At 72.6% G+C, this 22,653-nt stretch carries 20 protein-coding genes and 1 pseudogene; 11 read left to right on the top strand and 10 right to left on the bottom strand.

The annotated features are described in order from the left end of the window. Window positions 1–19: 19 nt before the first annotated feature. The 3 genes from ABD339_RS08890 to ABD339_RS08880 all read right to left on the bottom strand — a co-directional run bounded on the left by ABD339_RS08890 (window position 20) and on the right by ABD339_RS08880 (window position 2,338). A complete protein-coding gene (locus ABD339_RS08890; RefSeq protein ID WP_344563972.1) occupies window positions 20–277 on the bottom strand; it encodes a hypothetical protein in 258 nt (85 codons plus the stop codon). 169 nt (window positions 278–446) lie between these two features. Further along, window positions 447–1,427: a 3-hydroxyacyl-CoA dehydrogenase family protein gene (locus tag ABD339_RS08885; RefSeq protein WP_344563970.1), complete on the bottom strand. Its 981-nt coding sequence runs from the start codon at window positions 1,425–1,427 to the stop codon at window positions 447–449. Window positions 1,428–1,594: 167 nt separating this feature from the next. Further along, window positions 1,595–2,338 (bottom strand): acetoacetate decarboxylase, encoded by a 744-nt coding sequence (locus ABD339_RS08880; RefSeq protein WP_344563968.1) that lies wholly within the window; start codon window positions 2,336–2,338, stop codon window positions 1,595–1,597. Between the two features lie 217 nt (window positions 2,339–2,555). Between ABD339_RS08880 and ABD339_RS08875 the strand changes: the two genes are divergently transcribed. The 5 genes from ABD339_RS08875 to ABD339_RS08855 all read left to right on the top strand — a co-directional run bounded on the left by ABD339_RS08875 (window position 2,556) and on the right by ABD339_RS08855 (window position 8,452). Next, window positions 2,556–3,389, top strand: coding sequence for a phosphatase PAP2 family protein (locus ABD339_RS08875; RefSeq protein ID WP_344563964.1), 834 nt, complete (start codon window positions 2,556–2,558; stop codon window positions 3,387–3,389). A 93-nt stretch (window positions 3,390–3,482) separates the two neighbouring features. After that, window positions 3,483–5,195, top strand: a complete 1,713-nt coding sequence (locus ABD339_RS08870) for a bifunctional phosphatase PAP2/diacylglycerol kinase family protein (RefSeq protein WP_344563962.1) — start codon at window positions 3,483–3,485, stop codon at window positions 5,193–5,195. 406 nt (window positions 5,196–5,601) lie between these two features. Continuing rightward, the gene (locus ABD339_RS08865; protein WP_344563960.1) at window positions 5,602–6,447 is read left to right on the top strand and encodes a DUF4097 family beta strand repeat-containing protein; all 846 of its coding nucleotides are present in this window, start codon (window positions 5,602–5,604) and stop codon (window positions 6,445–6,447) included. A gap of 86 nt (window positions 6,448–6,533) precedes the next feature. Next, window positions 6,534–7,622: an ATP-binding cassette domain-containing protein gene (locus ABD339_RS08860; protein ID WP_344563959.1), complete on the top strand. Its 1,089-nt coding sequence runs from the start codon at window positions 6,534–6,536 to the stop codon at window positions 7,620–7,622. A 38-nt stretch (window positions 7,623–7,660) separates the two neighbouring features. After that, entirely contained in the window at window positions 7,661–8,452 is a 792-nt protein-coding gene (locus ABD339_RS08855) for an ABC transporter permease (protein ID WP_344564430.1), read from the top strand. 184 nt (window positions 8,453–8,636) lie between these two features. Here ABD339_RS08855 and ABD339_RS08850 read toward each other — a convergent pair whose 3' ends face one another. Then, the gene (locus tag ABD339_RS08850; protein WP_344563958.1) at window positions 8,637–9,056 is read right to left on the bottom strand and encodes a hypothetical protein; all 420 of its coding nucleotides are present in this window, start codon (window positions 9,054–9,056) and stop codon (window positions 8,637–8,639) included. Window positions 9,057–9,141: 85 nt separating this feature from the next. Between ABD339_RS08850 and ABD339_RS08845 the strand changes: the two genes are divergently transcribed. Continuing rightward, window positions 9,142–9,507 carry a hypothetical protein gene (locus ABD339_RS08845; RefSeq protein ID WP_344563956.1) on the top strand — a complete coding sequence of 122 codons (366 nt, stop codon included), beginning with the start codon at window positions 9,142–9,144 and terminating at the stop codon, window positions 9,505–9,507. Window positions 9,508–9,612: 105 nt separating this feature from the next. Here the strand turns inward: ABD339_RS08845 and ABD339_RS08840 are convergent, their stop codons facing one another. After that, the gene (locus ABD339_RS08840; protein ID WP_344563954.1) at window positions 9,613–10,476 is read right to left on the bottom strand and encodes a hypothetical protein; all 864 of its coding nucleotides are present in this window, start codon (window positions 10,474–10,476) and stop codon (window positions 9,613–9,615) included. 134 nt (window positions 10,477–10,610) lie between these two features. Then, entirely contained in the window at window positions 10,611–12,407 is a 1,797-nt protein-coding gene (locus ABD339_RS08835) for a CocE/NonD family hydrolase (RefSeq protein ID WP_344564429.1), read from the bottom strand. A 428-nt stretch (window positions 12,408–12,835) separates the two neighbouring features. On the opposite strand from ABD339_RS08835, the gene ABD339_RS08830 reads away from it, so the two are divergent. Beyond that, window positions 12,836–13,552: a TetR/AcrR family transcriptional regulator gene (locus ABD339_RS08830; RefSeq protein WP_344564428.1), complete on the top strand. Its 717-nt coding sequence runs from the start codon at window positions 12,836–12,838 to the stop codon at window positions 13,550–13,552. 1,929 nt (window positions 13,553–15,481) lie between these two features. Here ABD339_RS08830 and ABD339_RS08825 read toward each other — a convergent pair. Together ABD339_RS08825 and ABD339_RS08820 are read right to left on the bottom strand one after the other, a co-directional pair. Beyond that, the gene (locus tag ABD339_RS08825) at window positions 15,482–15,610 is read right to left on the bottom strand and encodes a hypothetical protein (protein WP_344563952.1); all 129 of its coding nucleotides are present in this window, start codon (window positions 15,608–15,610) and stop codon (window positions 15,482–15,484) included. After that, entirely contained in the window at window positions 15,610–16,608 is a 999-nt protein-coding gene (locus tag ABD339_RS08820; protein WP_344563950.1) for a helix-turn-helix transcriptional regulator, read from the bottom strand. The genes ABD339_RS08825 and ABD339_RS08820 overlap by 1 nt, the downstream gene beginning before the upstream one ends. 164 nt (window positions 16,609–16,772) lie before the next feature. On the opposite strand from ABD339_RS08820, the gene ABD339_RS08815 reads away from it, so the two are divergent. The 3 genes and pseudogenes from ABD339_RS08815 to ABD339_RS08805 all read left to right on the top strand — a co-directional run bounded on the left by ABD339_RS08815 (window position 16,773) and on the right by ABD339_RS08805 (window position 20,104). Then, window positions 16,773–18,332 (top strand): MFS transporter, encoded by a 1,560-nt coding sequence (locus ABD339_RS08815; protein WP_344563948.1) that lies wholly within the window; start codon window positions 16,773–16,775, stop codon window positions 18,330–18,332. A gap of 109 nt (window positions 18,333–18,441) precedes the next feature. Then, window positions 18,442–19,464, top strand: a complete 1,023-nt coding sequence (locus tag ABD339_RS08810; protein WP_344563946.1) for a zinc-dependent alcohol dehydrogenase family protein — start codon at window positions 18,442–18,444, stop codon at window positions 19,462–19,464. 328 nt (window positions 19,465–19,792) lie between these two features. Continuing rightward, window positions 19,793–20,104 (top strand): annotated as a pseudogene (locus ABD339_RS08805) (hypothetical protein). Window positions 20,105–20,345: 241 nt separating this feature from the next. Here the strand turns inward: ABD339_RS08805 and ABD339_RS08800 are convergent. After that, on the bottom strand, window positions 20,346–21,317 hold the full coding sequence (locus ABD339_RS08800; RefSeq protein WP_344563944.1) for an SDR family NAD(P)-dependent oxidoreductase: 972 nt from the start codon (window positions 21,315–21,317) through the stop codon (window positions 20,346–20,348). 62 nt (window positions 21,318–21,379) lie between these two features. Here ABD339_RS08800 and ABD339_RS08795 point away from each other — a divergent pair, with 62 nt between their 5' ends. Continuing rightward, window positions 21,380–21,955 carry a TetR/AcrR family transcriptional regulator gene (locus tag ABD339_RS08795; RefSeq protein WP_344563942.1) on the top strand — a complete coding sequence of 192 codons (576 nt, stop codon included), beginning with the start codon at window positions 21,380–21,382 and terminating at the stop codon, window positions 21,953–21,955. Window positions 21,956–22,063: 108 nt separating this feature from the next. Here the strand turns inward: ABD339_RS08795 and ABD339_RS08790 are convergent, their stop codons facing one another. Then, the gene (locus tag ABD339_RS08790) at window positions 22,064–22,621 is read right to left on the bottom strand and encodes a hypothetical protein (RefSeq protein ID WP_344563940.1); all 558 of its coding nucleotides are present in this window, start codon (window positions 22,619–22,621) and stop codon (window positions 22,064–22,066) included. Between the last annotated feature and the right edge of the window lie 32 nt (window positions 22,622–22,653).

Here is a 22,653-nt window from a genome sequence, read left to right as displayed (position 1 = left end):
CGCTGGGTCTGCGTCCGCGTCAGTGTCCGCGGACGTGGCTCTGCTGCGGCCCGAAGACGAAGATCACGGAGTCGGAGATGACACGGTCGTCATCCGAAATGTTGACCTTCTTCCACTCCTTGTGGATGTTGGTCCACTCCTTGTGGATGTTGTTGTGCACGTGGTGGTGGTGGTGCTTCGGCTTGGGCCACGTCATGGCCGAGGCCGAACCCACGCCGGCGCCCGCGAGACCGAGGACAGCAGCGCCTACGACAAGGGATCGCGTGATCGCACGCATACGCATGGAACCTCCAGGGGGAGAGAACGAACAATCCCCACAATCCAGCACAGCGACCCGATTTCCCGGAGAGAACATGAACGACACGTCCGAAAGTACACATACGGCCCACCCCGCGCGGACCGCCGCCCGCCACCCGCCGCCCCCTCCCGCGGGCCCCGCGTTCCCGCTACTCGCCCTGAGTGGCGTGCTCGCCGTAGTCGTCGTAGAAGCCCGCGCCCGACTTCGTACCGAGGCGGCCCCGCTCGACATAGCTCCGCAGTACGGCGCGCGGGCCCTCGGGCAGCCGCCCGGGATGCTGGGCGGCGTAGTGCTCCTCGACGGCGAGGGCGACGTCGAGGCCCACCGCGTCCATCGCCCGGAAGGGGCCGGAGCCGCCGCCGTTGACCTGGATCAGCCGGTCGATCTCCTGCGGGGTGGCGACGCCCTCCGCGACGACCGACAGTGCCTCGCGCTTGATGGCGGCCCAGATGCGGTTGTTGATGAAGCCGGTGCTCTCCTTGCGGGCCTCGAACGGGTGGACGCCGTACTCGGGGAGCACCGCCAGCATGAGATCGAGCACGGCCCGGTCGGTGTGTCCGCAGGTCATCACCTCGACGGCGGGCTGCTCCGGCGGCATGTAGAAGTGCGTGTTCAGCACCCGTGCGGGCCGGGTGACACCGTCCAGGAGCAGACGGCTGGCGAACGAGGAGGAGTTGGTCGCCAAGATGGTGTCCGGCGCGCAGAGCCGGTCGAGGTCGGCGAATACCCGCCGCTTCAACTCCAGGTCCTCCGGGACCGCTTCGACCACGAGCCAGGCCCCGGCGACCGCCGCCCCGAGCTCGTCCACGGCCCGCACCTCTCCGGCCTCGGCGCCGCTTCCGGCGTCCCCGTCCGCACCCGCGCCCCCGCCCGCGTCGGCGCCCGCGTCGGCGCGGGCCGCGATCAGGCCCGGCAGGGTCTCGCCGACGTACCGCAGAGCGGCGGCACGCTGGGAAGCGGAGGGGTCGTGGATCCGTACGCTGCCGCCCCGGGTCGCGAACACCAGCGCGATACGCCGGCCGAGCGTGCCGGCGCCGAGCACGGCGACAGGGCGCGCGGCACGGTCGGCGGGGAGTACAGCGGGAGATACGGCGGGAAGTACGGCGGCGTCGATCTCGTCCGCAGCCATGGAACAGCCCCCTTCGTCACGTCACGCTTCATCACGTCACGCTTCATCACGTCACGCCTCATCACGTCACGTGTTCTCGTGTCCCGCGCTCTCGCGTCACGTGTTCTCGTGTCACGCGTTCTCGTGTCCTGCGTTCTCGCGGCGTTCCGGCGCCCCTTCGCGGGCAGTTACAGATCCGCGAGGTAGTTGTACACCGGTTCGAAGGGAGCGAGGGTCAGATCGGTGAGGAGGTAGCAGGACTCGACGACCTCGCGCACCGGCAGATCGGCCAGCGGGGCCATGACGTGTCCGAACAGCTGAAGCCGCGCCGGTCCCCGCCACGCCTGCTTGACGGTGACATCCGTGATCGCCGTCCGCACCAGGTCACAGGCGTAGAGCTGGTCGGGCGGCTTGGGGACGACCTTGAGCGCGAACGTCGGTACGGTCAGCCGCCGCCGGGCCTCCGCCGGGTCCATCGGCTCGTACTTGTAGGGCGTGGTGGCCGTCGCGACCCGCTGCGAGCCGTAGTCGAGGGTGCCGACCATGGCGCCCGCCTCCGTGAACAGCCGGGGCGAGCCCATCGACTTGGGGTAGGCGGCCCACTCCCGCCCGGCCAGCACCGCGCCCGCGCTGTCCAGGTACATCGCGTGCAGATACTCGCCCCGCTCCCCCTCGTAGGAGACCGACAGCGCCTGGCCGCACTCCGTGTAGGAGCCGTAGCCGTCCACGTCGCCCATGTGCATGACCTCGAACCGGACCAGGGGATCGGCCCCCGGCGCCAGCGGTTCGGGCACGGCGGCGCGCAGCGCCTCGGGGTCGGTGCGGTAGACGACGGTGAAGTACTCCCTGTCCACGAAGCGGGGCACGCGCAGCGGATAGGGCGGGGCCGTCAGCGGGACGGCGGGCCTGCGCAGCACCTCTTCGACGTTCACGGCGAACCTCCTCTGGTCCGGGCGGGCGGGGCGGGCGGTCCCGTCCCGGGGCCCGCGGGTGGCGCTCACCGTAACCGGCCACCCGGCCGGACCCGCCCCGCTCGCCCGGCGCCGCCGGTCCCGGTGTACTGGCCGTACGCCGTCCGCCGTACAGGCAGGCCGGTACGCCGTCCGCCGTACAGGCAGGCCGCCCCCGTGCCCGCAAGGAGCCTCCGCGATGACCGGCGAACTTCCGTCCGAAGACCGCGACGGCGCGTCCCCGCTCGACACCCCCGGCCACGAGAGCCTCAGCGTCAGCCGTAAGGGCCGGGTCCGGGGCCGGAGCCGGAGCCGGAGCCGGAGCCAGGAGGAGCGTCCCCGGGCGCTGATCGCCGCGCTGCTCGGGTGCCTGCTGTGTTTCGCCGCCACCTCCGCCCTCGTGCTGGGCAGCGGCGCGGGCTTCGTGGACGGCCCCGTGCTGAACCAGACCGTGGCGCACCGGGCCGATGTGCTCGACGGCCCGATGGCGTTCGTGACCCGCGTCTCGGAGATCCCGCTGCTGCTCCTGTCCGTGCTGGTGGCCTGCTGGCTGGCCTGGCGCGACAGGTCCTGGAGTCCGCTCGTGCTGGTCGGCGGCGCCGGGCTGCTGGCCGTTCTCGTCTCGACGGCCGCCAAGGAACTGACGGAGCGGCACCGTCCGCCCGCCCGGCTGTGGGCGATCCCCGAGGACGGGTTCTGCTACCCCTCCCGGCACACCGTCATCGCCACCGCCGTCCTGCTGATCCTCACCTGGATGCTGGCGGCCCGGCTGGCCTCCCGCGCCGCGCGGGCCGCCGGGTGGCTGGGGGCCGGAGCGCTGTGCTGGCTGGTGGGGGCCAGCCGCGTCTACCTGGCGGTGCACTGGCCGACCGATGTCCTCGGGGGACTGGCCCTCGGCGCCGCCGTCGCCCTCGCGGTCGTCGCCGCGCGGGCCCTGGTCAACGCCGCGCGCCCCACCCCGGGGGCCCCTTCGGGGACCGCCGCGGGGACCGCCCCGGCGTCCGGCCGGGCGGCGGGTCCCGGAAGCGGCTGACCGGCAGGCCGGCGGTGTGGCCTGGGCGTCTGGGGGCACGCTATGTGCCCAGGGCAACTCAGGCCACCAACCGACGGAAGCGAGGGGGCAGCCATGGAGACCCACCGGAGGTCCTGGCTCTCACGGGCCCTGACCACGCGAACGGGCGGCGGCACACCGGGCGGCGGCGCCCCCGGGCCGTTCGCCCCGCTGGCGCGGACGCTGAGCGCCTGGGACCGGTCGGTCTACCGCAGCGTCGCCGTACGCCACTGGCCGCGCGCCGAGGGTTTTTTGCCCCGGCTGAGCAGGTCGGCCGACCACAGCAAGCTGTGGATGGGCGTCGCGGCGGGCATCGTCGCCTCCGGCGCCGGGGGCCCGCGCGCCCGCCGGGGCGCGCTGCGCGGGCTGGCCTCGCTCGCGGCGGCCTCCGCCGTCGTCAACACGGTCGGCAAGGGCGCGTTCAGCCGCGCCCGGCCCGTGCTGGACGAGGTGCCGGTGATACGGCGCCTGAAGCGGCTGCCGCACAGCACCTCCTTCCCCTCCGGGCACTCCGCCTCTGCCGCGGCCTTCGCCACCGGGGTCGCGCTGGAGTCGCGGGGCTGGGGCGCGGCCGTGCTGCCGCTGGCCGGGGCCGTCGCGTTCTCCCGCGTCTACACCGGCGTGCACTACCCCAGCGATGTGCTGGCGGGCGTGGCGATCGGCACGGCCTCGGCGTTCGCCGTGCGCGGCCTGCTCGACGCGCGCCGCCGCATTCCCCCGGCCCAGCCGCTGGTCGAGGCGCCCGAACTGCCCCAGGGGCGCGGGCTGTCCGTGGTCGCCAACCCGGGCTCGGGCTCGGCGGCCTTCGCCGACGAGGTCCAAGAGGCCCTCCCCGAGGCGCGGGTCCTGCACTGGGACCCGGAGCGGGGGCCGCTGTCCGAACTGCTGGACAAGACGGCCCAGCGGGCGGCCGAGGAGGGCGGCGCGCTGGGCGTCTACGGCGGTGACGGCTCGGTCAACGCGGCGGCGCGCGTCGCACACCGGCACGGGGTGCCGCTCGCGGTGCTGCCGGGCGGCACCTACAACCACCTCGCGCAGGACCTGGGCATCTGCACCTGCGCGGACCTGGCGAACGCGGCCGACGAGGGCCACGCGATCGCCGTTGACCTCGGCCGCTTCGCACCACTGCGGACGGCCCCCGGCGGCCCCGATTCCCGGTCGGACCCGGCCTCCAGACCGGCCCCGGACTCCACGTCGGTGCCGGACTCCAGAGAAACCCCCGACGCCCGGGAAACCTTCGACTCCCCTGGCTCCCCCGGCTATTTCGTGAACACCTTCAGCCTGGGCGCGTACGGCGACCTGGTGGAGGTCCGGGAGCGCTGGAGCGGACGGATCGGACCGTGGGCCGCCGGAATCGTCGCGGCCGTCCATGTGCTCCGCCACTCGAAGCCGTTCGAGGTGCGGGTGAACGGGCGGATGCGCTCGCTGTGGCTGCTGTTCGTCGGCAACTGCTCGTACAGCAGCGCCAGCGGCGGCCCCGGTGGCGCCCGGCGCTTCAACCTGGCCGACGGCATGCTCGACATCCACCTCGTCCGCGCGGGCCGCTGGGCCCGCACCCGGCTGGTGGCCTCGGCCCTGGCCGGGGTGCTCCACCGCTCCCCCGTGCACGCCGCCGCGCGGGGCCGCTACCTGCGGCTGACCGGCATTCCCGAGGGCACGCTGTGCTCCTACGACGGGGAGACCGCACCGGCACCCTCGACCCTCCTCCTCGACAAGCCGGGCACGTCGCTGACGGTCTACCGCCCGCTCCCCGCCTGGCTGAGCGGCCAGAGCCTGCCGGACGGCTGAGCGCGGGGTGCCCGCGAGCGGGCGGCACAACCGGATGACACACAGCCAGGCGGATGACACACAGCCAGGCGGCACGACAGGGGCCGGGCCGGCCGAAGCCGACCCGGCCCCTTCGCGCTGCCGCCCCGCCAGCACATGGCGCCCCGCCGGCATCTGCCGCCTATGCCATCGACGGTGCCGATGGCGCGGAGGACGCGGAGGACGCGGAGGACGCGGATCGGATGGCGCCGGTGGCACCGATGGCATCACCGTAGGGCCACGAGGGCGCCACCCAGGCGCGGCCCACTCTCGCATCGGATCCCCTCCCCTCGCACGCAACCCCTATGAGCAGGCACAACGCACGGCCCACCCACTTCGGCGCCATACGGGCTTGCACTTGGCGCCGTTGTGGTGCCACTATGGCGCCATGCCTGAATTCGAGACACCTCAGCCCATCAATGTCACCCTCGACCTGATCGCCGGAACCGTCCGCGTCGTCGCCTCGGAGCGCACCACCACGACCGTCGAGGTCCGCCCGGCCGACAGCGACGAGCCGCAGGACGTACGGGCCGTCGAGCAGACGGAGGTCTCGTACGCCGATGGCACCCTGCGGCTCAAGACCGCCAGGTGGCGCTCGCTGGTGAGCACGAGCGGCTCGCTCGCCGTGCACATCGAACTGCCGGCCGGCTCCCGCCTCCAGGCCACCGCCTCCCTGGGCGACTACACCTGCGAGGGCCGCCTCGGACACTGCGACCTGAAGACCTCGGTGGGCGCCATCCGCGTCGCCGAGGCGGAGACAGTGCGCCTGAAGACCGGCCACGGCGACATCAGCGTCGAGGAGGTCACCGGCACCGCCGAGACGGCCGAGGTCACCGCCGCCGGGCGGATCCACGTCGGCCGGTTCGCGGGACCGGCGAGAGTCAGGAACCGCCTCGGCGACACCACCATCGGCGAGGCGGCCGGCAGCCTGCGGACCAACGCCTCCAGCGGCCGTACGTCCGTGGACATCGCGCACGCCGGGGTGAACGCCGAGACCGCGCAAGGCGGCATTCGCATCGGCGAGGTCGCCCACGGCTCGGCCGTCCTCAAGACCGGCGACGGCGACATCGAGGCGGGCATCCCCGAGGGCACGGCCGCCTGGCTCGATGTGCGCACCCGCCTCGGCGCCGTACGCAACACGCTCGGCGCGGTGGACGGGCCGGTCGAAGCCGAGGAGACCGTCGAGCTGCACGCCCGCACCGGCCTCGGCGACATCCTCGTCCGCCGCCCCTGAACTCCCCGCCCGCGCCCACCCCTCACTCCCGAACTCCGCGCCCGCGCCCCTCACTTCGGTATCCGCCACGGAAGGACCCGACCGTCATGACCGTTCCGCCACCCGCAGGCCGCGCAAGCCGGGCAGGCCGCGCAGGCCGCGCAGGGGCCTCCGCTCCGACAGCGGCGCCCGCTCCCGCCGGAGCCGCGACGTCCGCGGTATCGGCGACACCCGCGAAATCCACAAAATCCGCCATATCCGCCATATCCGCGAGCGGGCTGCGCAAGTCCTACGGCTCCAAGGTCGTGCTCGACGGCATCGACCTGCACATCCCCGAGGGTTCCGTCTTCGCGCTGCTCGGCCCCAACGGCGCGGGCAAGACCACCACGGTGGAGATCCTCTCCACGCTCATCGGCGCCGACGGCGGACGGGCGCGGGTCGCGGGCCACGACGTGGCCCGGGAAGCGGACCTGGTGCGCGGCGCGATCGGCGTCACCGGACAGTTCGCCGCGGTGGACAACCTCCTCAACGCCGAGGAGAACCTGCTGCTCATGGCCGACCTGCACCACCTGGAGCGCCGCGAGGGCCGGCGGCGTGCGGCGGCACTGCTGGAGCGGTTCGAGCTGAGCGAGGCGGCGCGCAAGCCGGTCTCCTCCTTCTCCGGCGGCATGCGGCGCAAGCTCGACCTGGCGATGACGCTGGTCGGCAGCCCGCGCGTCCTCTTCCTCGACGAGCCCACCACCGGCCTCGACCCGCGCAGCCGCCGCACCATGTGGGAGATCATCCGGGGCCTGGTGGCCGATGAAGGCGTCACGATCTTCCTCACCACGCAGTACCTGGAGGAGGCCGACCAGCTCGCCGACCGCATCGCCGTCCTCGACCACGGCACGCTGGTCGCGGAGGGCACGGCCGAGGAGCTGAAGCGCCGGATTCCCGGCGGCCACATCCTGTTGCAGTTCGCCGACGGCGGCCAACTCGACGCCGCCACCGAGCTGTTCGGCGCCGCCGCGCCCGACACCGACGCGCTCACGCTCCAGATCCCCAGCGACGGCGGCATTCCCACTCTGCGGGCCGTGCTCGACGTGCTGTCGGCGGGCGAGGTCGAGCCCGAGACGCTCACCGTCCGCACGCCCGACCTCGACGACGTCTTCCTCGCCCTCACCGCACGCCCCGACCAGAAGGAGACCGTCCGATGAGCACCCCGGCCCACCCCGTCGGCGCCCCGGCCCACCCCATGGGCACCCAGGCGTACGCATTGCGCGACTCGCTGACGATGCTGCGCCGCAACCTCAAGCACGCGCAGCGCTACCCGGCCATGACGATCTCGGTCGTCGCGATGCCCGTCCTGATTCTGCTGCTGTTCAACAACGTCTTCGGCAACGCGCTGGGCTCGGGAATCGGCGGCACTCCGACCGGCGGCGGCCACTACATCGACTACATCGCCCCCGGCATCATCCTGATGGCCGCGACCTCCGGTGCCGTCGCGACGGCCGTGAGCGTGTGCGTGGACATGACGGAGGGCATCGTCAACCGCTTCCGCACGATGGCGATCTCCCGCGCCTCGTTCCTCAGCGGCCATGTCATCGGTACGACGATCCAGACCCTGGTGAGCGTCGCGTTCGTCATCGGCGTCGCCCTGGCGATCGGATTCCGCCCCGACGCCACCCCTGTCGAGTGGCTCGCGGCAGCCGGCCTGCTCGCCCTGCTCGCGCTGGCGCTCAGCTGGTTGTCGGCCGGCATGGGCCTGACGGCCAAGGCCCCGGAGACGGCCAGCAACCTGCCGATGCCGCTCCAGTTCCTGCCCTTCCTCGGCAGCGCCATCGTGCCGCCGGAGTCGATGCCGACGGGCCTGCGCTGGTTCGCCGAGTACCAGCCCTTCACCCCCATCATCGAAACCCTCCGCGGCCTCCTGCTGGGCACCGAGATCGGCACCAGCGGCTACGCGGCCCTCGCCTGGTGCGTGGGCCTGGCCCTCGTCGGCTACCTCTGGGCCCGCACGGTCTTCATCCGCGCAGCGGCCCGCTGAGAGGCTCCCGCCGGACACTGCGCCGGGCACCCCGGTCCTGCGGCACCCGCTCTCTCCTGGAGCGGGTGCCGCAGCCCCTTTCCATGGCAGGGCCACTTTCGCGGGCAGGGGCGCCCAGCACTGTGGACTCACGGCATGACGAAGCCCACGCTCTTCCTCCGCTCGGCGGCCTGCCGGGAAAACGTCACCACCTTGGGGGGTGACGTTTTCGGGGTGCCAGGTCCGCCGCCACCGTCCGCGCCCGCCTGAGCCCGTCACCGTCCCTGGCCAGGCTTCGCTGGTTCGCGCCCTGGCCCTGGGTGGCGAACTGGTTGTACGGAGTGCTGGAGGACGGGTGCGCGTAGGCCGGATTGCCCGCCGGGGAGGGGTGTTGCGGCAGGTGGTCCCGGGGCGAGGTGGCGAGGCCGTGGGGAGCGGGAGTGTGGAACGTCTGCGACGGGTCCGGGTAGGCGGGCATGGCGCCGTAGTTCTGGGCAGGCTGGACATGCTGGACGGCAGCGGCCTGGAATCCGACCGGGGCCCCGTACCGCGGCCCCCCTTGAACAGTCGCCCGGACATTCTGCTGCTGGGCGTACTGATACGCGCCCTCCCCCGTGGGGGACACCCAACCCGCTCACCCCTGAGCACCAAGGCAGTCGGTACGCACGAACACGACCACATCAGGGTGTACTTCGTGCGGCGCGGCGCGGATGACCCCGGGGGGCCCGCACGACCAGGCCGGTGACGCGCTGCGGTCCCTGGTCGCCGGGAATCCACGCGCCGGGCAGGCCGACTCGCCCGCGGCGCAGACCCTCATGGCACACACCAGCATGGTGCAGCGGGCGTGGGCGACCTCGGCCGGCGGTGCGCACGCGTCCCGCAACGCCCTGCTCGAACTGGCCACAGGGCTGGTCCTCGACCACTTCGACGACCGAGAGCCCACCTTTACCCCGGCGCTGGCGCGGACGGCCAAGAATCTGGCCGACGCCCGGCTCACCGCCCCGGAGTCACCGGCTGACGTGACGACGCGGCCGGCGGGCGCATTACCCCGGTGTCCACACCGTGCTCCGGTGTGACCACGGCGGCGGCGTGCGTCACGCCCGGGGCCTCGTCGGCTCCCGGGCGTGGCGCGGATCATCGGTCACCGCTCGCCGGTCATCTTCGACCGGTCACCGGCAGACTCAGGACTTGGCGGAGACCAGTTCGGCGGCACCGTTGTTGATCGTCACATCGACCTGGAGGGTGCCCTTCTTCGCGGTCGCCTCAAGGTCCTCAAGGGTGCAGTTGTCGGCGTCGGTGTTCACGGGGTCGCCGCAGATCGCGCCGCCCTCCATCTTGGTGTCCTCGGCGACGAAGAACGCCTGGTCGCCGACCATCAGCTTGCCCGGTGCCAGGTAGGTGAGGGTGCCGGAGAACGTGCCGTTCGTGTCCTTACGGTCGGGGGCGTCGTCACCACCGGTCGAACCGCCCGTCGAACCGCCCGTCGAGCCACCGGTCGAATCGCTGTTCCCGCCCGTCGAGCCGCTGTCCCCGCCGGTCGAGCCGCTGTCCCCGCCGGTCGAGCCGTTGCCGCCGTCCGTCCCGGCCGAGTCGTCCCCGGGCTCCTCGGGCATGTCCGTCCCGGCGACGATCTCGGTGGCGATGCCCTTCTTGATCGTCACCTGGGCCTCGACCCCGCCGTTCTTGGCCGCCGCGTCCAACTCCTCGACGGTGCAGTCGTTCGGCGCGTTGTCGTCGTCGGTGCCGCAGATGTCGCCGCCCAGGATCCTGGTGTCCTCGGCGACGAAGAACGCCTGGTCCTTCACCTTCAGCTTGCCCGGCGCCAGGTAGGTCACCTTGCCGCTGATGATCTGCTTGCCGCCGGCGCCGCTGAGCGAACGGGAGGAGGCCGCTTCCTTGGTGTCGCCGTGGGAGCCCTTGCCCGAGGCACCGTTGTCGCCGTCACCGGAGCATGCGGTGAGGAAGAGGCTCGTCGCGGCGAGGAAGCCCGCGGCGACGATCGTGCTCTTACGGGTGGCGGTGCGGGTGCGGCCGGTGCGGAACATGGGGGCCCTCTCGGTTCGTTCGTTCGCTCGATGTCGTTCTCTCGCTGGTTTCAAGACGTTCGATGCCGCGCACCGCCAGGAAGTTCATGGGCCCCCGCCGCTGTTGCACAGCGGAGGTATTCGGCCGGTTTCTGTTACAAAGCCTTCCCGGGGCCTTGGGGGCCGGGCGCGGGCGCGGAGGGTGCCGTCGGCGGGGATTCGGGCAGCAGCAGCGCGGAGTCCGCGTGCACGGTGACGCGTACGGGCGTGAGCGCGGTGGCGTCCACCCGGGGCTCCCCGGTGCCGGGGTTGCGCGCGTAGCGCGGGTGGGCGCCCGCGCTGATCTGCCAGCGGATGCGGTGCCCGCGCGCGAAGCGGTACGCCGTGACGCTCATGGGGACGTCCGCGCGCACGGGAGCCCGCACGGATGTGGACCCGGACGTTCCGATGGGCGTTCCGGCGGACGTGCGGCCCAGGCCGTCGCAGACGTTGACGGAGCGGCCCCGCGGATCCACATCGCACAGGCGGGTGAACAGGTCGGCATGGCCGGTGTCCGTGGTGACGCTCAGCCGCGCGGTGACGGGTCCGAAGAGGTCCACGGGTTCGTCCAGCGGCGGGCCGGTGAACGTCAGCACATCGTCCCGGGCCTCCAGTGTGCCGTTGTCGCGCGGTCCGGCGGCGGGCGAGAGCAGCGGGCCGCCCACGGACGGGGTGGGGTCGGCCGGGTCGTAGCGGAAGGACGCCGGCGGCGCGGTGTCCGTGGGGGCCGGGGCCTCCCGGGTGAGGTGGCCCTCCCAAGTGGGATACCACGCGGTGGGGGCCGGAGCCGCCGTGCCGCCGGGCGGCCACGCGCCGAGGTCCCGCCACCGGCCCCCGCCACCGGCGCCCGGCCGACCGCCGTGGGCGGCTTGGCCCCCTTTCTTCCCCATGTCACCGCACTTCCCCATGTCACCGCGCTTTCCCATGTCACCGTGGCCGCCCACGTGCACGCGTACCGGGGTGGGGCGCAGGCCCGAGGGGTCGTCGCACAGGTGCGCGCGCAGCCAGGCGAGGCTTTCGGCGAACACCTCGGGCCACCCCTTCTGCAGCGCGGAGGCGTGGGTCCAGGGGCCGACCAGCAGCGCCGTCTCGCACCCGGCCCGCCGCAGCCGCTCGTACTGCGCGAAGGTCTGGTCCACCAGCGCGTCGTGCCAGCCGGTGATCAGACTGACCGGCACCGCCGACCGCTCCGCCGCCTCGGCCAGCGACGCACCCTGCCAGTAGGGATCTTCGGCGTCCGGGTGCGTCATCACCTCATCCAGCCAGGGGACTTCGCCGCCCAGCGCGGGCACATACGCGCCGCGCAGCGGCCGGGCGGCGACGGCCTCCCGGATACGCCGCTGAAGGCGCAGCGTCGCCTTCACGAACGCGGCCACGCCCCGGTGCTGGTATGTCATGCCCGAGCCGACGGCCAACGCGTTGTCCAGGCGGAGCACGCCGTCCGCGTGGAAGAGGGCGTAGGGGTCGTGCAGCCCCATCTGCACCACCATCGCCTTCAGTTCCGGCGGCGGCTCCAGGGCGAGGGCCCACTGCACATAGCCCAGGTAGCTGGGGCCGACGGTGCCCAGCGTGCCGTTGAACCACGGCTGCTCACGCAGCCAGGAGACCGTGGCCTGCCCGTCGGCCGGCTCGTTGCGCCACAGGTCGAACGTCCCGCCCGATCCGCCGGTGCCCCGGCAGCTCTGGAGCACGACGTGGAAGCCCTGTTCGGCGAAGAGCATGCCGTACATGGGTGACCACGGCAGGCCCCTGCCGTAGGGCGAGCGCACGAGGAGGGTGGGGAAGTCGCCCTCGGCGCGGGGGAAGTAGTGGTCGGTGAGCAGCGTGCTGCCGTCCGCGCCCGGTACCGCCAGCCCCGGCTCCCACCCGGCCGCGTGCCGAGCGGCCGGGAGCCCGCGCCAGGTCGCCCGCATCATCCGCGAGGCGAGCGGCGGTCTCCCCGGCGCGGCCAGGTGCGGGGGTGCGGACGCGCTGGTGCGTACGGGACCGTTCCGGCGTGCTGTCATCAGTACCCCTCCTCTTTTACGTACGTTGTACGAGAATAGAGTAGAGGAGGGAGCCGCCCACACGGGCCACCGCGTTCGAGGCGAGACAAGACGAGACGAGGAGCACGAGGAACGTGACACGTGACGGCGAGACGGGATCCGGGCACGGGCACGGAGAGCCGGGCCCCGGACCCGAGCGCGGAGAGCCGGGCCCCGGACGCGGACCGGCGGAGTCCGGACGCCGACCGGCGGAACCCGGACGCGGGCCCGGCGCGGCGGAGCCCGAACGCGGACCCGAACGCGGACGCGGACGCGGACCGGCGGAACCCGGACGCGCCGAGGCGGGCCCCGCACCCATGGGCGTGGATCCGCACCGGCTCTGGCTGAGTCACCCAGGGCCGCAGCCGCGCAGAGGCCGCAGGCCCGGCTACAGCCGGGAGGCGATCACCGAGGCGGCCGTCGCTCTCGCGGACGCGGAAGGGCTGGAGGCGGTCACCATGCGGCGGGTCGCCGCACAGGTCGGAGCCGGTGTCATGTCGCTCTACAACTACGCCCCGGACAAGGAGACGCTGCTGGAGCTGATGGTCGATCACGTCAGCGGCGAACTGCTGCCCGCCTCGGCCGCCGCCCCGCCCACCGGCGACTGGCGCGCCGACCTGAAGGCCATTGGCCACCTCCAGCGCGCCCTCATGCTGCGCCACCCCTGGCTGCCCACCGCACTCGCCACGCGCCGCACTCCCGGACCCAACGCGCTGGCCTCCCTGGAACACGCGCTCGCCGCGCTGCGGCCCACCGGCCTGGACGGCGCGACGAAGATCGAGATCTTCGCCCAGCTGACCGCGTTCGTGGCCGGGCACGTCCGGTACGAGGTCTCCCAGGCGGCGGCCTCCCGTTCCGCCGAGCGCGGCGCGGCCGAAGCCCGCTACCTCGCCGCCGTCGCGGCCGACGGCCACCACCCGGAACTCGCCGAAGCGCTGGCCACCGCCGGCCGCCGCCCCCTCGCCCCCGAACCCCCCGAGGCCCCCTTCACCCGCTTCCTCAACCGCCTGATCGACGGCCTCGACACCGACTGACCCCCGCCCGGCCGCCCGCCGACCGACGCCGAGTCCGACCGCGAGACCCGTCGAATCACCTCATGTCCCGCCTCGCGCAGGGCACTTGCCCACACTGGCGCATGGCCTGTTCCTCCTGGGGCAGACGGTGGTCTTCAACCGCGGCTGCCGAACGGGCAAGGAACCGATCAGGCCGAACGGGCAAGGAACCGATCAGGGCGCCGCCGTGCCCGGAGCGGCGCAGCGGCGCGCCGGAAAGGAACGGCATATGACGAATCCGCTGGACGCGACGCCCCCGCGGGAAACGCCACCGCCGAGGTACGAAAACGCGGCGGGAGACCCGGTTCCGTGGTACTCGGAGACCGCGGCGAACCCTCTCGGTAGCGCTGCCGGGGACACCACTCGGCCTGTCGCGCATGGCCGATCCGGCTCCGCGAGGCCGTCGCTGGCCCGTCGCAATGACGCGCTGCCGGGGCAGTTGGCGACCCTCGGGCAACTCGGAAGGCAAGGACAGCCGCGAGGACAAGCACGGTAGGCATGCGGCGCCTCTCCGCTCCACAGCCGTGACCTGCGGAGCCTCCGCCGGATCGCGGACCCCGGCCGCGTAGCGGACCGCGGACCCCGGCCGCGTAGCGGATCGCGCGCCCCCGCCCGCCCGGGAGACACGGCCGGGCGGCCTTCGCGCCGCATCTCGGACAGGTGGGCCTTCACCCGCACAGCGCGGCACATGTGCCGCGCCTGGGCGGCGGAGCGGGGCCTCCTGGTCAGGGACACGGTCATGACGAGCGGGACCACCAGCGGCGCGTCCCTGCTGGGTGACCCCGCCCCCGGCGCCTTCGTCACGCCCGGCCGACGCATCCTCGCGCTCGCCCTGACGGACAGTCCGGATTGCCTGACGCTACGTCAACAGGCCGGTGTGCCCGCCCACTTCGCCGCCCGGCCGGAACCGGCGTACACCGCCGAGCCGCGCGCCGTGCTGCACCCGAGCGTGAGTCCGCCCACGCTGGTACCGCCTCCCGGCGCCGCGGCTCACGATGCCCGTGGGCCGGTCACCCGTTCCGCGCGCTCAGCCCGGCCCACCCGATCCACGCCGGCGTCCGCGTCCGGAAGGGGGCTGCTGCGAGGACGGGTAGGGCTGATAGCGCCTACCGGCGTCGGCGTTGGCCCCCCGGGGGGATCTCACGGGCGACGGTGTGCCGTTCGTGGCCCACCGCGATGTCACGTTCGCGCCGTTCCCGGGGGGCGTGACGGGCCGCATGTCGCGGAAGTCGTCCCCCTGCGGCATGACCCCGCTCGGCATGACGGGCCGACGGTTGCGAGCGTCGTCCCGGAGCGGCGTGGCGGGCCGCATGTCGCGGAAGTCGTCCCCGGGCGGCAAGCCGGGCTGCGTACGGAGGGCGTCGTCCCCGAGCGGGTTGCGAGGCGGCACTGCCGCTGCCGAGTAGCGGGGGTGCCGCAAGATCGACTCCAACTCCTGCTGGGCCCCTCGCCGCGCCCTTCCCCTCCTTTGCGCATCCTGCCTCGCCCTGTGCAGGAACAGGCTTTCCTGGGCCACCGTCGTCGGATCGGTTGCCTGTCCTCGTGCGGCCACCCGGCTTTCCGCGACCCTGACGAGGTTGATGTCCTCACGAATGGGGAACGGCCCTTGCTGCTCGAACGCCGCCCGCTCCCACTGCTGGGACCACTGCGCCAACTCCTGCGCCTGCTGCTCCTGTACGTTCGGCTGCGGAGGCTCCGGCGACCTGCCCCCGAACGTGGGACTGTCCACGGCTACCACTCCCTGCTCTCTTGGCCCCAGGCTCTTGGCACTGAAACGCTCTTGGCACGCACCGCTTTTGCCAGTGAACGTTCTGCCCCTGAACGCTTTTACCACTGGCCGTCGGGCACTTGGGGCGCAAGCTCGTTCCCACGCCCCGCACTCCGTTACAACGCGCCCCAGGGCCAACGGGTTCAAGACGACCCCGTGGCGGCGGGGGCGAGGGAGGATTCCGGCCGCTGATCGTCCTCCGTCACCGCCCGCCCGGCCCAGCGGCGGGCGACCGCGGCGCAGGTCATCAGCTGAAGGGTGTGGTACAGCATCAGCGGGATCCAGAGGATCCAGAGGATCCAGAGGATCCAGAGGATCCAGAGGATCCAGAGAAGTCAGCGGAATCGGCGGAATCGGCGGAGTCGGCGGACCGCTCTCCGGGTGTCCGGGCGGAGGCGCCTTCGGTGGCTGCCCAGGAGGCGAGCAGCCGCAGGGCCTCTTCGGAGGAGGAGCCGGGTTCGGCGGCGTAGATGGTCAGGTCGTGCACGGCCCGGCAGGGCAGCGGCAGATCCAGCGCGTGGTAGGTCAGCTCCAGGTCACCGACCTCGGGATGCCTGAGCCGTTTGACACCGTCGTGGCGGATGCGGACCTCGTGCGCGGCCCACTGGGCGCGGAACGCGGGGCTGAGCGTGGACAGCTCGCCGATGAGTTCGCGCAGGCCCCGGTCGTTCGGCTCCCGCCCGGCCTCCGCGCGCAGCAGCGCGGCGGTGACCTGCGAGGCGTCGTCCCAGTCCACGAAGAAACGGCGGGCGGCGGGGTCGAGGAAGTGGAAGCGGGCGATGTTGGGGCGGCCCCGCTTGTCGGTGGTCTCGCTCTCGAACATCGGGGCGTGCACGGCGCGGGCCAGCGCGTTGTGGGCGATGACGTCCATGCGGCCGTTGCGGACGAAGGCCGAGGCCATCGTCATCGAGTCGAGCATCCACTGGACGCGGGGCGGCACCTCGACGTCCTTGCGGCGCGACGGGGCACGGCGGCTGGGGCGGGCCGCCTTGGCCAGGTCGAACAGGTAGGTGCGCTCGTCCTCGTCGAGCCGCAGCGCCTGGGCGACGGCGGCGAGCACGTCCTCGGACACCTCGCTGATGTGGCCCTTCTCCAGCCTCGTGTACCACTCCGTACTCACACCCGCGAGTACGGCGACCTCCTCGCGCCGCAGCCCCGGGACCCGCCGCCGGCCGCTGGTGGGCAGCCCGACCTGTGCCGGGGTGATCCTGGCCCGGCGGCCGGCCAGGAACTCCCGGATGTCGGAGCGGTTGTCGGAGCGAGCGTCCATGTCTCCACGGTAGTCACGCACCGGCACGGAGGGAGGTTGAGCTGGTACCCCCCATAACCTCGACCTTCTCCGCACGCGGGAGAGCGGGTTTCGTGGCGTGGACAGCTTGACCCCGACCCCTTGACCCCGACCCCTTGACCCCGACCCTGTGTGGAGACGAAGGAATGAGCACGCGAGGAGGTGTCCTCGACGACGCCCGCTACGAGGGAAGAGCCAACGGGCCCGAGCCCCGGCGCGGGCGTGCGCACGAGCGCGGACCCGACCGCGAGCACGGGCACGGCCGCGAGCACGACCGCGACGGGCGTGGACGGACCAGGCCCGGTCGGCTGCCGCCCGTGACCTACGTACTGGCCCTGGGCACGTTCCTGATGGGTACGACCGAGTTCGTGGTGGCGGGCCTGCTGCCCGAGATCGCCGGTGACCTGCGGGTGAGCGTGAGCCAGGCGGGCCTGCTGATCACGGTCTTCGCCCTGGGGATGGTCGTCGGCGCGCCGCTGATGGCGATGCTGACGCTGCGGCTGCCCCGGCGCTGGACCCTCATCCTGACCCTGGTCGTGTTCGCGGCCGGACACGCCGTCGTCGCGCTCGGCTCCAGCTTCGCGCTGCTGCTGGGGGCGCGCTTTGTGACGGCGATGGCGACCGGCGCGTTCTGGGCGGTGGCCAACGTGGTCGCCACCCGCGCCGCCGGACCGGCCGCCGGCTCGCGGGCCCTGGGCGTGGTGGGCTCCGGCGCGATGCTCGCCAACGTGGTGGGCGTCCCGCTGGGCGCCTTCGCCGGACAGCTGATGGGCTGGCGGGGCCCGTTCTGGGCCCTCGCGGTCCTCGCCGTCGCCGCCACGGCGCTCATCGCGCGCAGCGTTCCGCACGACGGCCCGGTCCGTGTCCCGCACAACGGTCCGAACGGCGCCCCGCACGACGGCCCGGTCCGTGTCCCGCACAACGGTCCGAACGGCGCCCCGCACGACGGCCCGGTCCGTGTCCCGCACAACGGCCCGGACGGCGCCCCGCACGACGGCCCGGTCCGTGTCCCGCACGACGCCCCGCATGGACGTCGTCGCCCGGAGCGCGCCGCCGTCTCGATCAGGGCCGAGGTGTCGGCCCTGCGCTCGGGCCGCCTGTGGCTGGTGCTGGCGGCCTGCGCGACCACGACCGGCGGCGTGCTGTCCACGTACTCCTACATCGCACCGCTGCTGACCGGCCGGGCCCACCTCGCCGCCGGACTGGTCCCGCTCGTGCTGGTCGGCTTCGGCGTCGGCGCCCTGCTGGGCTTCCTCGTCGGCGGCCGGCTCGGAGACGTGCGCCCGCACGCGACGACCCTCGTGGCGCCGGCGATGACCACCCTCCTGCTGCTGGCGCTCAGCCTGCTGGCCGGCTTCACCGCCCCCACCATCGCCCTCGTCGCCCTGCTGGGACTGTTCGGGCTCGGCGCCAACCCGGTGCTGATCTCCCTGGGCGTCCGTTTCGCCGGTCGGGCCCCCACCCTGGGCTCGGCCCTGACCGTCTCGGCGTTCAACCTGGGCACCGCGGCCGGATCCTGGGTCGCGGGCCGCGCCCTCGACTCCGCCCTCGGCGCGACCGGCCCCGCCGCCGTCGGCACCGTGATCGCGGCGCTGACCTTGATCCCCACGACGGCGGTCGCACTCGCCCAGCGCCGCCGCACGGCGGCCCCCGCCCTCCAGGGCCACCCCGCGGATGCCGACCTCACGCCCATACGGAACCGTTGATTCCACGGTCGGCACGAGGGGCACCCCGACCCCGGCCCCCCTCACCACCCCCGTACCCTCGCCCCCATCCCACCCCCACCCCCACCACGACGTTCAGGGAGCAAACCCCATGCGTGCAACCGTTCTCCACGCCCCCGGCGACGTCCGCGTCGAAGAGGTCGAAGACCCGGAGATCACGACCCCCACGGACGCGGTCATCCGCGTGACCGCCACCTGCGTCTGCGGCTCGGACCTGTGGCCGTACCGGGGCATCGACCCCGTCGCGGACCCGGTACCGATGGGACACGAGTACGTCGGGATCGTCGAGGAGATCGGCAGCGAGGTCGTCAGCATCAAGCCCGGCCAGTACGTCGTCGGCTCCTTCGTCGCCTCCTGCGGCATCTGCGAGATCTGCCGCTCGGGCTACCCCTCCTCCTGCGCGAACCGCGTCTTCATGGCGCAGGTCGGCACCCAGTCCGAGCGCGCCCTGATCCCGCACGCCGACGGCACCCTCGTACCGCTGCCCGGTGCCCCTGACGCGGACCTGATCCCCAGCCTCCTGGCCGCCTCCGACGTGCTGGGCACCGGATGGTTCGGCGCGGTGGCCGCCGAAGCCGGGCCGGGCAAGACCGTCGCGGTCGTCGGCGACGGCGCGGTCGGCCTCCTCGCCGTCCTCGCAGCCCAGCAGCTCGGCGCGGACCGGATCATCGCCATGAGCCGCCACGAGTCCCGGCAGAAGCTGGCCCGCGAGTTCGGCGCCACCGACATCGTCACCGAGCGCGGCGACGACGGCGTGGCCAGGATCAAGGAACTGACCGGGGGCATGGGAGCCCACTCCGTCGTCGAGGCCGTCGGCACCCAGGAATCGATGCAGCAGGCCATCCGCTCCACCCGGCCGGGCGGGCACATGGGATTCGTCGGCGTCAACCACGATGTCGCCCTCAGCGGCGAGGAACTCTTCTTCTCGCAGGTCCACGTGGTCGGCGGCCCGGCCCCGGTGCGCCGCTTCCTGCCCGAACTGATCGACCTGATCTGGCAGCGGAAGATCAACCCCGGCAAGGTCTTCGACCTCACCCTCCCCCTCGACCAGGCCGCCGAGGCGTACCAGGCCATGGACGAACGCCGCGCCATCAAGGCACTGCTCACTTTCTGATCACGCGTGACCGCGTCTGCTGATCGCGCGTGACCACGCCCGACCGCGCCACAACGCGTCGAACACATCTGCACATACCTGAATACGTGTGAACGCATGTGGGGCCCACGGCGGTGGGCCCCACGCGTGTGCCACGCGGGTGAACACGCGTACGGGTAGGAACATTTACGCACGGGAAAGGACACTCACGAGTCGTCCTCCGGCTACGTCGCCCGTAAATCCAAGCGCTCTGTGCCGACTTCGGCCCCCTGGCAGGCGACGGGCGTATCGCCGCGCTGGAGGCCGACATCAAGGCGCGCGGCGTGAACTGGCGAAAGGGGAGGACAGGATGTCCCGGACCGAGGGCGCGCGGCTGTTCCGCGAAGCGTGGATCGCCGGGTGCGCCGACACTTCCCCGGGGAGCCGAAAGCGGGGTACGTGACTCCGTGGGAGAACACCCCCGAGTGGGAGCGCGAGGCCGCGGGCGCCGTCCCCGAGCAGGTGCGGCAGTTCCTCGACCTGAGCGGGGGGGCACGCCGCCCGGCTCACGCGGGAACAGAAGGGCCGGTTCGCCGCCACCTGCTGGACGGCCCAGATGTACAGGCACTTCGACGAGCCGAAGCCGGGCTACGTGGCGAACTGGCCCCAACTCCCCGACTGACAGCGGGAAACGGACTCCGACGTCTTCGAAGCCATCGAGCACGCCGCCCGACGGTAGCCGCACCGCAGCGGCCCGCACGGCGACAGCGCACGGCGACAGCGCACGGCGACAGCGCATGGCGACAGCGCATGGCGACAGCGCACGGCGCAGCCCACAGCAGTGGCGCGCGCCCCGCACGCCGGAGTCGCCGCGCGTTCTTCTTCGGCGGCGCGGGTCCGATCGCCACGGGGAGCCACCCGGGTCAGGCGCGGAGCAAACGGGCCGAGACGGTCCACAGGCGCTCGGCGAGGGCGGGATCGAGCGCCCATTCCTTGACACCGTGAGGGTGCTGCGCGAGGTCGGCGTCGTTCGGCACGGTGTACGCCTCCTGTGCGTCGTCGAGGTAATGGCCGCCGGAGTGCGCGAAGGCCGGGTGGACGGCGGCGACGATGCTCGTCGCCGCTCCCTGCGCGACCGTCTTGTACGTGAAGACGCCTGCGGCCTCGGCCGCGTCGAGGGACTGCCGCTGCCGCGGCGTGAAGTTCCGCTGGAGGCCCGTGGCGACGCCGCCGGGGTTCACGCTGTTGGCCACGATCCCCTCCGATACCCATCGGCGGGTGGCCTCGACGGCGAACAGGGAGTTGGCCGTCTTCGACTGCGCGTAGGCGGTCTGCGGGTCGTAGCCGCGGTGCTCGAAGTGAAGGTCGTCGAAGTCGACGCCCGCACGCATGTGCGCGGTCGAACTCACCGAGACGATCCGGGCTCCACCGCGCTCGGACGCGCCCAGGGCCAGGGCGCGGTGCAGACCGGCGGCGAGGGCGAAATGGCCGAGATGGTTTGTCGCGAACTGCGACTCCCAGCCCTCACGGGTGCGTTCGAGGCCACCGGTGACCACCCCGGCGTTGTTGATCAGAAGGTGCAGCGGGCCACGCCACGCCCCGGCGAATCGGGCGACGGACCCCCTCTCGGCGAGGTCGAGCCGAGCCACGAGGGGCCGGATTCCTCCGGTGGACTTCGCGATCGCCCCGGCGGCAGCGTCGCCGGCGGTGGTGTTGCGGACGGCGAGGGTGACCTCCGCCCCGGTCGCGGTCAACGCGCGAGCGGTCTCGGTCCCGATGCCGGAGGACGCTCCGGTGACGATGGCGCGGACGCCGGTCAGGTCGAGGCCGCGCAGTACGTCGTCCGCCGTGCTGGCGGCGGTGAAGGGTGTGGAGATGAGCGCAGAATCAGCCATAGCCGTACTATACAAAGTAGGCTCAATTTGTATAGTGCGCAGCTCCCTCGTACACTCGCTCCATGAGCAGCCCCGATACCGGCCCCCCAGCCTCGGCGGTCACCGACACCAGTCGGCGGGCCGCCGTTCTGGACGCCGCCATGGTCACGTTCGCGCGCTTCGGCTACCGGAAGACCTCGATGGAGGAAGTGGCGCGGGCGGCCCGTATTTCCCGGCCCGGGCTCTACTTCCTCTTCGCCTCGAAAGAGGCCCTGTTCCGTGCCGCCGCCACCCAGGTCCTGGAACGCGACCTCGTAGCGGTCGAACACGTCCTGGCCGACACGGGACGCCCCCTCCCCGACCGTCTCGCCGAAGCGTTCGACCAGTGGGCGGGCCGCTACATCGGCCCCCTGGCACGCGATGTCCCCGAGGTCATCGGAGCCAACCCCGGCTTGCTCGGCGAGATGGCCGAGACCGCACCACGGCGTTTCGAGGAACTGATCACCGACGCGCTCGCGGCGGAGACAGGGCAGGAGGCGGCGCTCGCGGTCGCCCGGACGATGATCAGCACATCGATCGGCCTCAAACATCAGGCGCCGACCCGGGAGTTCTTCCTTGCACGGCTGAAGACCGCCATCAGCCTCCTGCTGCGCCCGTGAAGCAGCGGCCCGCCCGGCCACGGCGGACGCGCCTTGCGGACACGCCTTGCGGACGCGCCCCCAGCGGCGCCGCCCCCTTGAGGGCGGGAGAAGGCCCGTCGGGATCGGTCAGACCACTTCGCCCTCTTCATCCCCCTCATCCACGCTGTACAGCGCTTCGGTGATCATGCGGGTGGCGAAGTCGGGGTCCTCGGTGACGCGGTTGATGTGCTCGGCGAGCAGGAAGGCGGTGACTTCGAGGGGAGTCATCTCCTCCTCCGTCCAGTCCCCGTACTGCTTGCGCCACAGGTTGGGACTCAGGCCGGTGCCGGCGGCGATGACCAGGCCGGCCATGGTGGGGATGGCCTCGGGCCGTACGCTCCTGGGCATCATGCGCATCGTGGCGATGAGGTTGGGCACCACGTACTCGAAGACGTCCTTGTCGTGGTCCTCGTGGCACTCCCGCAGCCACTTCATGAACATGAAGATGAGCGTGCACGCGCCGTTCAGCACGTCGTTGGCCCCCTCGGGCCCCAACGACGCGGTGTACTGGTCGATCAACTCCCGTTCTTCAGGATCGATTTCGTCCTTGCCCGCGTGAATGCTCTTGAGCCGGGAGTCGATCATCATGAGCGCCGCACCCACATCGCCGGCGGGCGCGTGCTGGGGGCCACAGGGCGAAGTCACGTAATTCCTCCTCAACGGGCCGCGGGTGAGTG

This window comes from Streptomyces axinellae, assembly GCF_039532135.1.
Taxonomy (GTDB): domain Bacteria; phylum Actinomycetota; class Actinomycetes; order Streptomycetales; family Streptomycetaceae; genus Streptomyces; species Streptomyces axinellae.
The sequence above is the reverse complement of the archived record's forward strand: the minus strand, read 5'-3'. Positions and strand labels throughout refer to the sequence as shown.